The organism is Klebsiella sp. GFKo11 (assembly GCF_056490265.1).
Genome location: NZ_CM151369.1, coordinates 69,820 through 84,440 on the forward strand (window position 1 = coordinate 69,820; position 14,621 = coordinate 84,440).

The 14,621-nt window shown below is 55.4% G+C and carries 13 protein-coding genes and 2 pseudogenes; 8 read left to right on the plus strand and 7 right to left on the minus strand.

Annotated elements, in window-relative coordinates; all coding sequences use genetic code 11:
• Nucleotides 1-103: 103 nt before the first annotated feature.
• From phnV to phnR, 5 genes and pseudogenes are all read right to left on the minus strand, one after another.
• Entirely contained in the window at nt 104-901 is a 798-nt protein-coding gene (gene phnV / locus AC07P6_RS00315) for a 2-aminoethylphosphonate ABC transport system, membrane component PhnV (protein WP_478315403.1), read from the minus strand.
• Between the two features lie 2 nt (nt 902-903).
• Entirely contained in the window at nt 904-1,764 is an 861-nt protein-coding gene (phnU, locus tag AC07P6_RS00320; RefSeq protein ID WP_475700937.1) for a 2-aminoethylphosphonate ABC transporter permease subunit, read from the minus strand.
• A gap of 2 nt (nt 1,765-1,766) precedes the next feature.
• Nucleotides 1,767-2,875 (minus strand): annotated as a pseudogene (phnT, locus tag AC07P6_RS00325) (2-aminoethylphosphonate ABC transport system ATP-binding subunit PhnT).
• A gap of 5 nt (nt 2,876-2,880) precedes the next feature.
• Complete coding sequence (phnS, locus tag AC07P6_RS00330) at nt 2,881-3,894, minus strand: 2-aminoethylphosphonate ABC transporter substrate-binding protein (protein ID WP_478315404.1); 1,014 nt, start codon at nt 3,892-3,894, stop codon at nt 2,881-2,883.
• A 496-nt stretch (nt 3,895-4,390) separates the two neighbouring features.
• The gene (gene phnR, locus AC07P6_RS00335; protein WP_478315405.1) at nt 4,391-5,110 is read right to left on the minus strand and encodes a phosphonate utilization transcriptional regulator PhnR; all 720 of its coding nucleotides are present in this window, start codon (nt 5,108-5,110) and stop codon (nt 4,391-4,393) included.
• A gap of 139 nt (nt 5,111-5,249) precedes the next feature.
• Here phnR and phnW point away from each other — a divergent pair.
• From phnW to araC, 4 genes and pseudogenes are all read left to right on the plus strand, one after another.
• A pseudogene (gene phnW / locus AC07P6_RS00340) lies at nt 5,250-6,353 on the plus strand (2-aminoethylphosphonate--pyruvate transaminase).
• 9 nt (nt 6,354-6,362) lie between these two features.
• Complete coding sequence (gene phnX / locus AC07P6_RS00345) at nt 6,363-7,172, plus strand: phosphonoacetaldehyde hydrolase (RefSeq protein ID WP_478315406.1); 810 nt, start codon at nt 6,363-6,365, stop codon at nt 7,170-7,172.
• A gap of 270 nt (nt 7,173-7,442) precedes the next feature.
• A complete protein-coding gene (locus tag AC07P6_RS00350) occupies nt 7,443-9,482 on the plus strand; it encodes a beta-galactosidase (protein WP_478315407.1) in 2,040 nt (679 codons plus the stop codon).
• Nucleotides 9,483-9,499: 17 nt separating this feature from the next.
• Nucleotides 9,500-10,165: an arabinose operon transcriptional regulator AraC gene (gene araC / locus AC07P6_RS00355; RefSeq protein WP_478315408.1), complete on the plus strand. Its 666-nt coding sequence runs from the start codon at nt 9,500-9,502 to the stop codon at nt 10,163-10,165.
• Here the strand turns inward: araC and AC07P6_RS00360 are convergent.
• Nucleotides 10,140-10,834, minus strand: a protein-coding gene (locus AC07P6_RS00360; protein WP_087786203.1) for an IS1-like element IS1N family transposase whose coding sequence is annotated in 2 segments (ribosomal slippage) — nt 10,140-10,588 and nt 10,588-10,834 — 696 coding nt in all. Because the reading frame shifts where the segments join, the coding sequence is not laid out codon by codon here. The two genes, araC and AC07P6_RS00360, sit on opposite strands and share 26 nt — an antisense overlap.
• Between AC07P6_RS00360 and AC07P6_RS00365 the strand changes: the two genes are divergently transcribed.
• Nucleotides 10,814-11,131, plus strand: coding sequence for a helix-turn-helix domain-containing protein (locus AC07P6_RS00365; RefSeq protein ID WP_478315410.1), 318 nt, complete (start codon nt 10,814-10,816; stop codon nt 11,129-11,131). The genes AC07P6_RS00360 and AC07P6_RS00365 overlap by 21 nt on opposite strands.
• Before the next feature lie 42 nt (nt 11,132-11,173).
• On the plus strand, nt 11,174-12,490 hold the full coding sequence (locus AC07P6_RS00370) for an MFS transporter (RefSeq protein WP_478315411.1): 1,317 nt from the start codon (nt 11,174-11,176) through the stop codon (nt 12,488-12,490).
• Between the two features lie 43 nt (nt 12,491-12,533).
• Here AC07P6_RS00370 and nepI read toward each other — a convergent pair whose 3' ends face one another.
• Nucleotides 12,534-13,721 carry a purine ribonucleoside efflux pump NepI gene (gene nepI / locus AC07P6_RS00375; protein WP_478315412.1) on the minus strand — a complete coding sequence of 396 codons (1,188 nt, stop codon included), beginning with the start codon at nt 13,719-13,721 and terminating at the stop codon, nt 12,534-12,536.
• A 213-nt stretch (nt 13,722-13,934) separates the two neighbouring features.
• On the opposite strand from nepI, the gene AC07P6_RS00380 reads away from it, so the two are divergent.
• Both AC07P6_RS00380 and AC07P6_RS00385 read left to right on the plus strand, forming a co-directional pair.
• Nucleotides 13,935-14,294 (plus strand): type II toxin-antitoxin system RelE/ParE family toxin, encoded by a 360-nt coding sequence (locus tag AC07P6_RS00380; RefSeq protein ID WP_181484380.1) that lies wholly within the window; start codon nt 13,935-13,937, stop codon nt 14,292-14,294.
• Nucleotides 14,278-14,601: a helix-turn-helix domain-containing protein gene (locus AC07P6_RS00385; RefSeq protein ID WP_478315413.1), complete on the plus strand. Its 324-nt coding sequence runs from the start codon at nt 14,278-14,280 to the stop codon at nt 14,599-14,601. The genes AC07P6_RS00380 and AC07P6_RS00385 overlap by 17 nt, the downstream gene beginning before the upstream one ends.
• The last annotated feature ends 20 nt before the right edge of the window (nt 14,602-14,621 follow it).

A 14,621-nucleotide genomic window follows, 5' to 3' on the forward strand; every position in this document is an offset into this window, starting at 1 on the left:
CAGGTGAATCCCGGGTCACGGCGTAAACGCCTTACCCGGGCTACCAGATCGTAAACGGCTGTAACCTGTAGCCCGGTCGGCGCAGCGCCACCGAGAAATAGCGCTAACGCTGGCTCATCCGGCGAGCGATGCGCTCAAGCTTAATCATCAGCAGTAGCGTCACCCCCACCAGCACAATAGTCAGCGCCGAGCCGTCGGCGATATTGCCGCGGTCGGTCAGGCTGAAAATGGTGACCGGCAGCGTCGTCCATCCCGGCGGGTAGATCATCACCGTCGCGCCCAGCTCCCCCATCGATAGCGACAGGCTCAGCGCCAGCGCGGAGATCATCCACGGCGTCATCAGCGGCAGCGTAACGTAGCGCAGGCGATACCACGGCGATGCACCAAGACTGGAGGCGACGTTTTCGATATCGGCGGAAATCCGCGCCAGGCCGGTGGAAACGTTGCTGAAGGTAAAGGCGGAAATCAGCACGAAGTGCGCCGCCAGCACAATCCAGAAGGTGCCGTTCATCTGTAGAGGCCCCTGGCTGAAGGCCACCAGAATACCTAAACCCACGGATACCGATGGAATGGCGCTCGGCAAATAGAACATCAGCCCGAGGTATTTTTGCAGCTTCGTGCTGTACTGGTGCAGGGCCAGCGCTGCCCACATGCCGCACAGCAGGGCGAACAGGCTGGCGCAGAAACCGACCATCAGGCTGGAAAAGAGCGAATCCCACGCCGCGCCGCGAAACGCATTAACGAAGTGCCCGAGGGTAAAGCCGGACGGCAGCAGGCCGTTCCACTGCTGGCTCAGGCTGGACATTAAAATCACCGCCAGCGGCAGAAAAAAGAACCCGGCAAACAGCGTTACCGCCAACGCACCCGCTGCCGAACGGCCTTTACGCGACCAAATCAACATCGTTAGCTCCTTGCGCCGGTACGCGCGGCGGCCAGCCGGTAGAGCATAAACAGCCCCAGCGACAGCAGAATATTTATTAGCGCAATCATGCAGGCCACGCCGTAATCCGATTCGAGAATGGCTTTGCTGTAGACCATCATCGGCAGGGTATTGACCCCTTTCGCGCCGATAAACAGCACAATGCCGAATTCATTGGTGGTCAGCAGCAGGCACAGGCTGCCGCCTGCCATCAGCGCCGGGAGCGCCGCCGGGAATATCACCTGCGCGATGACCCGCAGCGGATGGGCGCCAAGAATGCTCGCCGCTTCGAGCTGGCTTTTATCAATCTGCCGCAGTCCGGCCATCAGCGGGCGCATCACCAGCGGAGTGAAAACGGTGATTTCCGCCAGAATCACCCCCTGAATCGAATAGAGAAAATCGACTGGCGGCAGTTCGAAAGCAAACAGCGACATCAGCGTACCGTTCAGCAAGCCCGCCGAGCCGTAGATAAAGGTGAATGCGAGAGTGATGAGGAAAGTCGGCAGGGCGATAAAGGTATCAATGACCCGGCCGATCAACTGGCTGCCGGGAAACGGAATAAATACCAGAATCAGCGCCAGCACGCTGCCGAGCAGCAGGCAGCCCAGCGTGGCAAAGACCGCGATTTGCAGCGTATTGAGCAATGCGTTAATAAAACGGCGGGATTCCACCACCTGCCAGAAAGTCCCGAGGCTCAGGTGACCGCTGGCATCGCGCAGCGCCTGCTCAGCAATCAGCAGCAGCGGATAGAAAAATAGCGTTGCCAGCACCAGCAGCGGTAGCAGTAGCCACAGAAAGGGCCGCAGATTCAGGGCCGGGCGCGAGAGGGTTAAGGTTTGCGACATCATTACACCTCAATCAGGACCGCATCGTTGGGTTCAAAATAGAGCGCCAGCTTGTCGCCCGCATGCGGCAGCGGGTTCACATGAGTCATCACAATGCGCACGGTTTCCCCCGCCACATCGCACAGCAGATGGGTCAGATCGCCCTGCCAGTGCACCGACGTCAGGGTGGCGTTAAGCCGGTTACTGGTGGCTGTTCGCGGTGCGAGGCTCATATGCTGCGGACGTATGCACAACAGCTTGTTGTTGCCGTGCTGGCCGCCGTGGCTGAAAGCGTTAATCAATCCGCCGCCGCAGCTAACGCTGACCAGCCCTGGCCCCACGGTATCTTTCAGCGCCGTCGCCCGTAGGATATTGGCGCGCCCGAGAAACTCAGCGGCAAAACGATTGGGTGGATAGTGGTAAAGCTGATGGGTTTCGCCGTGAGCAATTAGCGAACCGTCTTTCATGATGCCAATCTTGTCCGCCAGGGTCAGGGCTTCGGTCTGATCGTGGGTGACGTAGAGAATCGTCAGCTCCGGCAGTTCGCGGTGCAGGCGGGCGATTTCCTCCACCATGTTATGGCGGATTTGCGCATCCAGCGCGGAAAGCGGTTCATCGAGCAACAGTACTCGTGGGCGCACGGCGATAGCGCGGGCAATGGCGACGCGCTGCTGCTGGCCGCCTGAGAGCTGATGCGGATAGCGGCTGGCGTAATCCGCCATACCGACGATTTTCAGCGCTTCTTTGACCCGCTCGGCGATCAAGGCTTTCGGCTGTTTCTGCGCCCGCAGGCCAAAAGCAACGTTATCTTCCACCTTCATATGCGGGAAAAGGGCGTAGTTTTGCACCACCATCCCGAGGCCGCGTTTATACGGCGGCAGATGAGTGACGTCGGTGTCGCCAATCAAAATTCGACCACCCGCAGGCTGCACAAATCCGGCTATCGCCCGCAGCACCGTGGTTTCCCGGAGCCGGAGGGGCCAATCAGCGCCAGCACTTCACCCGGTTCAATGGTTAATGACAGCGGCTTTAGCACCACGTTGCCGTGATAAGAAACGCGCAGCGAGTCGAGAGTAATCCCGGTGGTTCCCGCCAATAATGGGGTGTGAGGGGCAGTCGTTTTCATCAACATCACGCTTACTCGCTGTCCGTCACTTGGTGCCAGCGGGCAATATCCGCCGACAGTGAAACCGCCACATCGTCCCAGTTCGGTTCCCAGCTTTTCACGCCGCTAATCGCCGCTTTTGCTGCTTTGAAGTTGGCATCTTCCGGCGCGATATCGCTACGCACCGGCAGCCCCCAGGAGAGCGCGCTGACGCTGGTCTGAGCCGGTTTATCGAGCAGGAAGTTAATCAACTTTTTGCCGTTTTCGCTGTTCGGACCGTTCTGTACCAGGCCGACGGTGTAGGGCAGCGCCAGCGCGCTGCGTTCGCCTTTGGCATCCGCCGGCCAGAAGATTTGTACGTTCGGGTTACGCGCCATCTGCGACAGGTTCATTTGCAGGTCGCCGTTAGCGATATACAGCTCGCCTTTATTGACCAGCGCGGTCAGCTTGCCGGTCGAAGCCGACGGGCCAACGTTGTTCGCCTGAAGTTTGCCGAGATAGTCGAAACCCGCGTCTTTGCTACCCAGGCTGTGGAATGCCTGCAGCATCACGGCGGTGCCGTCGCCCGCCTGGCCAGGCGTGGAGTATTGAAGCTTGTTTTTGAAGCGGCTATCGAGCAGATCTTGCCAGCTGGCCGGGGCGGCTTTCAGCAGCTTGCTGTTGTAGATAAAGGTCAGGTAGTTGTTAACCAGCGGCGAGTAGCGGTCGTGGACGCCGGGGATTTGTTCACTGCTCTGCGGCTTAAATTCGGCTAACAGCTGCTCTTTGGCAGCGCGCTGAATGAACGGCGGGACCGTCACCAGCACGTCAGCCTGCGGGTTGGTGCGCTCTTTCGCCAGACGCTCGACAATCGCCCCGGAGCCGCCTTCCACATACTGTACTTTAATGCCCGTCGCTTTGGTGAAGGCATCGAACTGATTTTTGTACCAGCTGTTGTCGCCATCGTGCAGGCCGTCAGCGGAATAGACGGTAACCACGCCATCAGCCCAAACCGGGGCGCTGGCGAGGGCGATAGCGGATAGCAGAGCGAGTCGGGAGAGTTTCATCGTGTCAGCCTTTTCGGGTGAGTGAATTGAATGGTCTATACCAGATTGGTTTTCACGCTACCGGGGGTTTATGACAAAACGATGAATGAAGTGTGTCGAAAGAGTTAAAAACAGCAGTGCGTTGCTTTTCCCGGAGGCGGCGCTGACGCACCTGTCCGGGCTACCAAACCAGCAGGCTGCTGTGAATCTGTAGCCCGATCAACGCAGCGCCACCGGGAAGCATGGTGCAGAGGATTTCAATGTGAAGGCCGATCCCGGAGGCGGCGCTTGACGCGCCTGTCCGGGCTACCAAACCAGCAGGCTGCTCGATCCCGTAGCCCGGTCAGCGCAGCGCCACCGGGAAGCATGATGCAGAGGATTTCAATGCGGAGGCCGATCCCGGAGGCGGCGCTTGACGCGCCTGTCCGGGCTACGCGATCGTAGACGGCGGTGAACCCGTAGCCCGGGTAAGGCGTAGCCGCGACCCGGGGAAAACCTACGAGCGGAGCCAATAAAATCAATGAGTATCGACTTCAATACGCAGGCTATCGTGACGCCAGTATTCGATGTCGTAATCGAGAATTCGACCGTGCTGATCGTAGTTGAGGCGGCGCAGCAGCAGCGCCGGACGCCCTTCCATCACTCCCAGTGCTTCGGCGGCCTGCGGCGGCATCGAGGTCGGCCAGAACGACAAATGCATACTGGTATATATCAGATCATAATGAGTCTGATAAATCTCGGTCAGGCTGCCGTTAAGGTCGTGGCGTAGCAGTTCCGGAACCCTGGCGGGCAGACAGTGGTTTTCGCAGTAGCAAATTGCCCGCCCGTCGGCGTGGCGCAGGCGGGTAAGCAGGTAAACCTGGTCGAACGGCTGCAATGCCAGCGGGGCCATGACATCCAGCGGTACCGCAGTTAAACGCCCATCCAGCAGCACCGTTTTCGGCTCCCGCCCCTGCTCCAGGCACAGCTTATGGAAGTTGGTATTCTGCGTCGGATCCAGCCACAGACGCTCCGGCGTCACGAACCAGCCACGGCGATCGGCGCGGTAGATAACGCCGCTGGCCTCCAGCTGCGCAAGGCTCTCGCGCACCGTGATGCGCGTGGTATTGAACAGTGCACACAGCTCGCGTTCGGACGGCAGTTTGTCGCCGCTCTTCAGCGCGCCGTTTTGAATACGCGCCTGAAGCTGCGCTTTGATCAGCAGGTACTGCGGGGTTTCGCCAGAGGGTGATTTCATGTTCGCTCGCGACCAAATTTGATGCGGCCATTATACATAATCAGATGAATTTTTTGTTGCAGCGCCACTTTTCCTTTGACCTTTGCAGGCTACGATCGTCATCATAAAAAACATCTGGTATAGACCAATGGTGATAAAAATGACTGCGAGCAATTACCTGCTGCTGACCCCCGGCCCGCTGACCACTTCCCGTACGGTGAAAGAGGCGATGCTGTCCGATAGTTGTACCTGGGACGACGACTACAATCTCGGCGTGGTCCAGTTCATCCGCCAGCAGCTGGTTGAGCTGGCGACGCCAGCCGACGGCTACACCTCGGTGCTGCTGCAAGGCAGCGGCAGCTACGCGGTCGAAGCGGTGCTCGGCAGCGCTATCGGCCCTCAGGACAAGGTGCTGATTATCAGCAACGGGGCCTACGGCGCACGGATGATCGAGATGGCGGAGCTGATGGGCATTGCTTATCACCCGTACGACTGTGGAGAAGTCTCTCGCCCGGACGTGGTGGCGATCGAGCAGATCCTGCAAACTGACCCGGCGATCGCTTATATCGCCATGGTACACAGCGAAACCACCACCGGGATGCTTAACCCCATCGAAGAAGTCGCGGTCCTCGCCCAGCGTTACGACAAACGCTATATCGTCGATGCGATGAGCAGCTTCGGTGGTATCCCGATGGATATTGCTAAACTGAATATCGATTACCTGATCAGCTCCGCCAACAAATGCATCCAGGGGGTGCCGGGATTTGCGTTCGTCATCGCCCGGGAAGCTGAACTGGCAACCTGCAAAGGCCGTTCGCGCTCGCTGTCGCTGGACCTTTACGCCCAGTGGCGCTGCATGGAGGATAATCACGGCAAGTGGCGTTTTACCTCGCCGACCCATACCGTGCTGGCCTTCGCCCAGGCGCTGAAGTAGCTGGCGGAAGAAGGCGGCGTGAGCGCGCGCCACCAGCGTTACAGCACGAATCAGCGGCGTCTGGTGGCGGGAATGCGCGAGTTAGGTTTCCAGCCGCTGCTCGATGACAGCCTGCATTCGCCGATTATTACCGCTTTTTACTCCCCGAGAGCCCCGCAGTATCGCTTTAAGGATTTCTATCAGCGGCTCAAAGAGCAGGGATTCGTTATCTATCCGGGCAAAGTATCGCAGAGCGACTGCTTCCGCATCGGCAACATCGGTGAAGTGTACGACGCCGACATTACCGCCCTGCTGGCGGCCATCAAAAACGCCATGTACTGGCAACATTAAGGAACCGCCATGAACCGTATTAACGCCGTGATTCTTGACTGGGCAGGCACTACCGTCGATTTTGGCTCCTTTGCGCCAACGCAGATTTTCGTTGAAGCCTTCCGCCAGGCTTTTGATGTGGAAATTACCCTTGAAGAAGCTCGGGTGCCAATGGGCCTCGGCAAATGGCAGCACATTGAAGCGTTGGGGAAACTGCCTTCTGTGGATACTCGTTGGCAGGCGAAGTTTGGTCGCGCGATGACCGCCGCCGATATCGATGCAATTTACGCCGCCTTTATGCCGCTGCAAATCGCCAAAGTCGTCGATTTTTCCGCGCCGATCGCCGGGGTTATCGACACGATTGCCGTGCTTCGGGCTGATGGCGTGAAGATTGGTTCCTGCTCCGGCTACCCGCGTCCGGTGATGGAAAAACTGGTTCCCGCAGCCGCCGCGCAGGGCTATGCGCCAGACTATTGGGTGGCGACTGATGACCTCGCCGCCGGAGGGCGTCCCGGTCCGTGGATGGCGTTACAGAACGTGATTGCTTTAGGGATCGATGCGGTTGCCCACTGCGTCAAGGTCGATGATTCCGCGCCGGGAATTACCGAGGGATTAAACGCCGGGATGTGGAGCGTGGGCCTGGCGGTTTCCGGCAACGAGTTCGGTGCCACCTGGGAGGAGTATCAGCAGATGACTGCCGAAGAGATCGCCACTCGCCGCGAGCATGCCGTCGGGAAGCTGTACGCTGCCGGAGCGCACTATGTGGTGGATACGCTGGCGGATTTGCCTGGCGTGATTGCCGCCATCAACGCCCGTCTGGCAAACGGCGAACGTCCGTAGACTTCACCATCTTTCCCCGGGCGGCATAAACGCGTCGCCCGGCGATATCTTGTCACCCTTGCGATAACTCCCCGCTGTTTTCATACCGAAATCCGGCTCTTTTTAGCAAATATGGCCATCCTGTAATGCCGATCACACTTTACTGCTGGCAACGGATTTGTTCAGGAAAGACAGCCGGATCATTAAGCTTTTTTCTCCACGCCCGGAATATATTAACGCTATTCCAGTCACCAGCATTGGCGAATAACGAAACCACGGAGAAAGCTAAATATGGCAGGTCTTTATTATGGTGTGGCCTATTACGATGAGTACATTCGTGAGGAGCGCCTGGAAAAAGATATCGAGATGATGGTTGCCGCTGGCATTAACGTTGTCAGAATTGCGGAATCCACCTGGAGCACGCTGGAGCCTGAAGAGAATAGGTTTAATTTCTACCATATCGATCGCGTGCTCGACGCCATGCACCGCGCGGGCATCTCCGTTATTATCGGCACGCCAACCTACGCCATCCCGGGCTGGCTGGCGCGCAAGCACCCGGATGCGCTGGTCACCACGCCAGGCGGTCATGAAAAATATGGCCGTCGGCAGATTATGGATATCGTTAACCCGCATTTTCTTCAGCATGCCGAAAAGGTTATTCGCGCTCTGCTTAATCATGTTCGCCATCATCCGGCTATTATTGGCTATCAGGTTGATAATGAAACAAAGCATTATGACAATATCGGCGAATATATAGAGACGGCGTTTAAGGCATCATTGAAAAAACAGTTCCCGGATATCCGCCAGATGAACGATGCCTTTGGGCTTGAGTACTGGAGCAATCGCATTGATTGCTGGGAAGATTTTCCCCCTGTCGCTAGCACCATCAACGCCAGCCTCGGCTGCGCTTTTGCCCGCTTTCGTCGGGAGAAGGTCGCTGAGTATCTGGCCTGGCAGGCCGATATCGTGCGGGAATACGCGCGGCCAGAGCAGTTTGTTACGCAAAACTTCGATTTTGAATGGCGCGGTTATTCGTTTGGGCTTCAGCCGCAGGTCGATCATTTCTCTGCCGCGCAGGCAATGAGCGTTGTCAGCGTTGACGTTTATCACCCAGGTCAGGATCATCTTAGCGGACGGGAAATAGCTTTCAGCGGCGATGTGGCGAGAAACCTGAAAAACGGGCGCAATTATTATGTTATGGAGACGCAGGCCCAGGGTTTTGCCAAATGGACGCCGTGGCCCGGTCAATTGCGCTTGCAGGCATTCAGCCATATCGCCAGCGGCGCCAGCATGGTTTCTTACTGGCACTGGCATTCCATCCACAACTCCTATGAAACCTACTGGAAAGGGCTTATCAGCCATGATTTCGCCCCGGGCCCTACTTACCAGGAGGCGATGACTATCGGTCAGGAGATGGCTCAGTTGTCCGGCGTTCTTAACGAACTGCGCGTGGAAAACGATGTGGCGATTCTGGTCAGCAATGATGCCATGGAAGCCATGAACTGGTTTAAACCCGATACGCCGCAGCCCGGGCTGAACAACCACGGTCATTACGTTTACAACGATATCCTGCGACGGTTCTGGGATGCGCTTTATGACAATAATGTCGCGGTGGATATCATCAACACCCTTGACCCGCAGAACAGTCAATACAAGGTCGTGGTTATCCCGGCGCTCTACTGTGCAACCGATGAACAGCTTGAGCGTATCAACCAGTTTGTTGAAAACGGCGGCAAAGTGCTGATTGGCTTTAAGTCCGGATTTTGTGATGAGAATGTCAGGGTGCGCGCTGAAACCCAGCCTGCAATACTGAATAAATGCTGCGGCGTCAGCTACAGCCAGTTCGTCATTCCGGAAAACGTGGGGCTTCGGGCCGAAGCAGAGACATTGATTTGCGCCCCTGATGAACGCCCGGAAATGTGGATGGAACTGCTGACGCCGAACACTGAAAAGACCGCCGTTCTGCTGCGTTATGACCACCCGGTCTGGGGAAAATATGCCGCTGCCACGCTGTCGAATTACGGCAAAGGGCAAGCGCTCTATGTTGGCTGTTTGCCCTCCAGCAAGGTGATATTTGACCTGTTTAGCGCGCTCTCATCAGATACGCCGCTGGCCTCCTCTACGCCAGAGTATCAGTGGCCGCTGGTTGTTCGCCGCGCCGTAAACAGCCAGGGCGAGGCGGTGCAATTTGTTTTCAATTATTGCGCCACGCCTGCAACAATCAGTACTGAGGCCGAAGTGACGGAACCACTGAGCGGGAAACGGTATCATCAGGGAGAACGCGTTGAGATTGATGCCTGGGGCATGCGGTTGTTTGTGAAATCACGGTAATTTTCGCGAGGTGGTGTATGTGTTTTACCTTTGATGCGTATCTGGTGGCTGGATTCACACCGGTTATCCGCAGCGGTCCTCTCGATACCCCGATAGACCGTCCGGACGGAATGGAAGGGTATATTATTAATATTACCGTGAGGGGAAAAGCGTGGGTAAAAACCAAAGAAGACACATACATTACCTGCGAAAAAAATGACTTACTCATTTTTCCACCCGGCGTACCGCATCATTATGGACGAGATGAAAGCAGCGATTGCTGGGATCACTTTTGGATTTACTTTATTCCCCGTCCTTATTGGCATAATTGGCTCACCTGGCAAGGTAGCGAGGGTGAACCAGGCAAACTTACGTTAAAAAGTGAGCACGATGGTGAATTAATGAAGACGCTGTTCAGCGAGGCGATTACCTTCTTTTCTGAAGGCGACGCGCTGTCAGAGGCGATATCAATGAACGTCCTTGAACGTATCATCCTGAATTGTTATCGACTACAGGAAGATACACAAAAGAAAACGCGCGATGCTAGGGTGGAAGAGATCTGTCTCTATCTGAACCGGCATATCACCGAGGATTTGAGCATCGCCGACCTCGCCGCGCAGGTCTGCTTGTCGCCGTCTCGTCTGTCTCATCTGTTCCGCGAAGAGGTGATGCTTCCAATTAGTAGAACATGTGTTTTTCAATAAACGTCCCGATGACTTTTTCGTGGATCTCTACTGAACGCGAGAAGCAGATTGTTTTACGAGCCAAGCGCTTAATGCGGGTGCGCAGCGTCAGGTTATTGCGCTCAATCCGTTGGGTGAATATTTTTCCGGTCAGATGCTTATCCTTCGGCACCTCCCGGCCATAGCTGCCCCAGTCGTCGCTGGTGATCATGCCGATGTTGAATGGCGTAAGCAGTGCCAGTAGTTCCCGGCAGGTTTCATCGGTACGGGGACCAAAAGTGTAGGCCAGTACACCCCCTGTTTTGGTGTTATACGCGTACCAGAGCCAGTGTTGCCGGGCTTTACTGCCAACGAAACTCCATTGCTCATCAAGTTCGCAGATAAGCGCCACATCAGCATGAGCAACGGGCGAAGACGTTATTCGCTTTGGCGTGAGTTTTTTAAAGTCCGGATGACGGTGTTAATGCCAATTTTCAGTGTTCTGGCGGTATCGCGAACCCCGGCGCCATTGAAGGCCATTTCAGTGATCAGCTCTTTAATGCCCGGCTTACGGGCCTCATAAGTGTAAGTGAGCTGAAAAACGCGGTGGCAGTCACGGCAGCGAAATCTGTCATGGCCTTTAGGGTTCTGACCATGGCGGTAGACCTGTGCAGACTGACAACGAGGACAATGAATGTTAACGCTGGCCATGAAAGAACCTCAAAAGCCCGCATTATACATCAGATTCAACTAATTAGAGGCATCACCCGCGAAGAGACCGGGCAGACCATTAATGAATGGAAAGAAGAACAGCGGATATATCGCGCTAAAAATATGCTGCAAAATACCGTGCTGTCTATCTCTGATATTGCACAATTAAGCGGATATAACGATGCCTTTTATTTCTCAAGAATTTTTCGTCGCCACTGCGGGGTCTCCCCTCGGCGATACAGAAATAATTATATTAAGCTTATTCCGGATAAAAGCAGCAACTCCAGTGGCACTTGAATTTTAATAAACACTACCTTTAAAAATAAAAGGTTTACTCTAATGAACACGAATAGCACCGATAAAACCATTAATTTGGGTGGGTGGTCTGCGTCAGTCAGTAATGAAAAACAGCCGAAACCTCCTGTACTTTTAGGTCTTGCCGTCGGAATCGGCGCGCTGCTGTGGCTGGCCCCGTTTATGGGACTCAATTCCGTTTTGAATCCGGCCAAGCTCAGTCGAATTATCGGCGGGGGGTCAGAGGTTAATAATTTTCTTGCTCTGCTGGGTACTCTCGGCGCGGTCACCTCAACGATTACCACCATTATTATCGGCGCGCTGTCTGACCTCACGCGCTCCCGCTGGGGCCGCCGGACGCCGTGGATTTTATCCGGTTCGGTTCTGACCGCCCTGGTGATGTTGGGTCTGGGAATGATTGAAACCAAAGAGCAGCTGTGGATTTTTATCCTTCTCTGGTGCTTATTACAGACCTTTATAAACTTTGTTGTTGCACCGCTGATTGCCGTCATTGCTGACCGCATTGCGCCAAAACACCGGGGGTTAATTTCCTCCATTTATGCGGCAGGTTTTATCATCGGTCAGTACGGCGGCCCGGTGGTCGGCGGGTTCTTTCTTAGCGATAGCCATCCAGAGCTGGTCAATACCGGTTATTACGTTCTGGCGGTGGCGATGCTGCTCTCCGGCCCGATTGCGGCAGTCATCATCAAAGAACCGTCCAGCCTCGGCATGCCGCGGCAAAAAATCGACCGCAGCAACTTTGCTCAGTACTTTATTTTTCCGGTACGCAATGCGCGCGACTTTTACCTGGCGCTGTTTGGCAAGATGCTGATTGCCATCACCATTACCGCTTTTAGCGTTTATCAGCTCTTTTTCCTGACCAGCGGAATGGGGCTCAATAGCGCCGATGCCGGGAAGTATATTTCCCTGGCGGGGGTCGCCACGATGATAACCGCGCTGATCTTTGCGCCTATTTCCGGCCCGATTTCTGACAAACTGCGCACTCGCAAAAAGCCGGTGTTTCTCGCCGCCGTGCTGATTGCCGCCGGGACGGTGATCCCGTTTATTTACGGGCAGCCCGCCGCGATGATCTGGTACGGAGTTATTGCGGGTATTGGTTCGGGGATTTTCTTTTCGGTCGATCAGGCACTGAATCTGGAGGTGCTGCCTAATCCCGAAAACTCGGCAAAAGACCTCGGCATCCTGAATTTTGCTAATACCGGTGCGCAAATTCTTGGGCCCGTATTAGGCGCGATTCTGTTTAGCGTGGTGGGTAACCAGTACCTGCCCATCCTGCCTATTCTGGCCGTTATCGCGCTGGCAGGTGGGGGACTGATTATGATGATAAAACAGGTAGATTGAACATTATCCCCCGGCGAGCACTGCGCCGTCGGGGGGCGAATATTTATGATGAAATCCGCACTTTCGTCGCCACCAGCAGGCCGGTGAGCAGCATCAAAGTACCGGAAATCACCAGCGGCGACAGCAGGCCGAGATGGTCCAGCGCCACGCCGCCGACCGCCGCGCCGCAGGTATTGGCTAACTGGATCACCGCCACCTGAATCGACCCGGCTTTCTCTGCCTGATCGGAAAGGGAGCGGGTGATCCACGTTGACCAGCCTACCGGCACCAGTGCGAAGGCAAAGCCCCAGATAACCGCCACCGTCGAGGCGACGATTTTACTTTCACCCCATAGCACCAGCACCGCAGCGCTGATAGCCAGCACCACTGGCGCAACTGCCAGCGCCGTTTTTACCGAGCGCTTGAGCAGCATGGAAGAGAGCGAGGTGCCAACAAAGCTGGCGATACCGAAGCTCAGCAGCACCAGCGTCAGGCCATCAACGTCAAAGCCCGCGAGGGTCATATATACCGGGCGAATATAGGTAAAGAAGGCGAACTGACCGGCGAAGGCCATAAAGATGGCGCACATCCCGGCCATCACACCGGGACGCTTCAGCAGGCCGAGCATATTTTGCTGCTGCGACGACGACTCGCCCGGCAGCGAAGGCAGCGCCTTCAGCACCCAAATTATACAGACCACGCCCATGACCGCCGCGGCGTTAAAAACGTTACGCCAGCCGATAATCCCGCCAAGGAAGCTGCCCAACGGCGCGGCGATCACTAATGCTATCGACACTGCACCAAAAATTACCGATAGCGCTTTGGGCACCACGCGCATCGGCACCAGCCGCATGGTCAACGACGCCGACATCGCCCAAAAGCCGCCCAGCGCCAGGCCAAGGCAGGCGCGTCCCACCAGCAGTAACGCAAAGCTGTTGGCAAAGGAGACCAGCAGACAGGAGACAGTCAGCAAGACTGAAAACAGAATCACTACATAGCGGCGGTCAGTGCTGCGAATAATCGAAGTGATAAACAGGCTGGCAAACATCGCCACGAACGCGGTGGTGGTGACCGATTGCCCGGCGACGCCTTCAGAAATACCCAAATCCTGCGCCATCGGCGTGAGCAGGCTCACCGGCAGGAATTCAACGGTAATCAGGCAGGCAACGCAGAAGGCCACCGCGAAGACCGCCGACCAGTTTGGCCGCGCTGTTGGGCTAGCGTGTGGCGTGGATGCATTCGAAGGAGTCATAAGTTACCTGCAGGGGTTGAATACGGAGAAGCCGCGCAGTGTAACATTTTAAATGTGACGAATTTAACGTTTTGACAACTTTTCAGGCTTTTCAAAGCGCTTGCGTGGCTGCTCGCATAATCAGAAAAACGTGTTTTTAGGTATTTAAGAAGAATAAGAGGAAGAAATATTATAGCACCTGGTGCTATATTTAAGGTTACAGGATGTCAGCCGATGCGTGTTTTCAAAACTAAATGGTTTACCAGGGAAGCCCGAACCCATGCGATTGATGATGATGAATTATGTACAGCGATTGAGGCAACCATTCAGGGAAAAGCAGATAACCTTGGTGGCGGGGTTTACAAAAAACGCCTCAATAAGAATCGCGATCGCGCAATTATCCTGGCAAAGGGGGCTGAGCATTGGTTTTACACGTTTTTATACGCCAAACAGGATATCGCCAATATCGATAATCGAGAGCTAGCGGCATTCCGTGAGTTAGCCAGGCATTATTCCCTTCTCAGCGAGGAGAAAATGGCCGCATTGGTTAAGCGAAAAGAATTGGTGGAGATTTGTCATGATTGCAAGAACTAAATTCAAAAGCCCAGCTTTTGAAGCTATCCATAGCGCCGCTGCGGGTTTGTACAGTGTTGATGCCATTCCACAGGAGACAATGCGCAGCTTCGATGAAACCTGTCTCAGCAACGTGAGCGATCTTCAACCTGATGAAATTAAGGCTCTGCGGGAGCATTTCAACGTCAGTCAGCCCGTTTTTGCGCGCTATCTGAACACCAGCGTTTCCACGATCCAAAAATGGGAAAGCGGGGCAAAACGCCCCGGTGGGCTGGCGCTGAAATTACTCAACATCGTGCAAAAACATGGGCTAGAGGTGCTGGCGTAATAGATTACTCCGGGCCACTA

What these genes read in the sequence shown, in the direction of transcription:
- phnV (WP_478315403.1), bottom strand. Translation starts at nt 901, where the DNA reads ATGTTGATTTGGTCGCGTAAAGGCCGTTCGGCAGCGGGTGCGTTGGCG.
- phnU (WP_475700937.1), bottom strand. Translation starts at nt 1,764, where the DNA reads ATGTCGCAAACCTTAACCCTCTCGCGCCCGGCCCTGAATCTGCGGCCC.
- phnS (WP_478315404.1), bottom strand. Translation starts at nt 3,894, where the DNA reads ATGAAACTCTCCCGACTCGCTCTGCTATCCGCTATCGCCCTCGCCAGC.
- phnR (WP_478315405.1), bottom strand. Translation starts at nt 5,110, where the DNA reads ATGAAATCACCCTCTGGCGAAACCCCGCAGTACCTGCTGATCAAAGCG.
- phnX (WP_478315406.1), top strand. Translation starts at nt 6,363, where the DNA reads ATGAACCGTATTAACGCCGTGATTCTTGACTGGGCAGGCACTACCGTC.
- AC07P6_RS00350 (WP_478315407.1), top strand. Translation starts at nt 7,443, where the DNA reads ATGGCAGGTCTTTATTATGGTGTGGCCTATTACGATGAGTACATTCGT.
- araC (WP_478315408.1), top strand. Translation starts at nt 9,500, where the DNA reads ATGTGTTTTACCTTTGATGCGTATCTGGTGGCTGGATTCACACCGGTT.
- AC07P6_RS00365 (WP_478315410.1), top strand. Translation starts at nt 10,814, where the DNA reads ATGAATGTTAACGCTGGCCATGAAAGAACCTCAAAAGCCCGCATTATA.
- AC07P6_RS00370 (WP_478315411.1), top strand. Translation starts at nt 11,174, where the DNA reads ATGAACACGAATAGCACCGATAAAACCATTAATTTGGGTGGGTGGTCT.
- nepI (WP_478315412.1), bottom strand. Translation starts at nt 13,721, where the DNA reads ATGACTCCTTCGAATGCATCCACGCCACACGCTAGCCCAACAGCGCGG.
- AC07P6_RS00380 (WP_181484380.1), top strand. Translation starts at nt 13,935, where the DNA reads ATGCGTGTTTTCAAAACTAAATGGTTTACCAGGGAAGCCCGAACCCAT.
- AC07P6_RS00385 (WP_478315413.1), top strand. Translation starts at nt 14,278, where the DNA reads ATGATTGCAAGAACTAAATTCAAAAGCCCAGCTTTTGAAGCTATCCAT.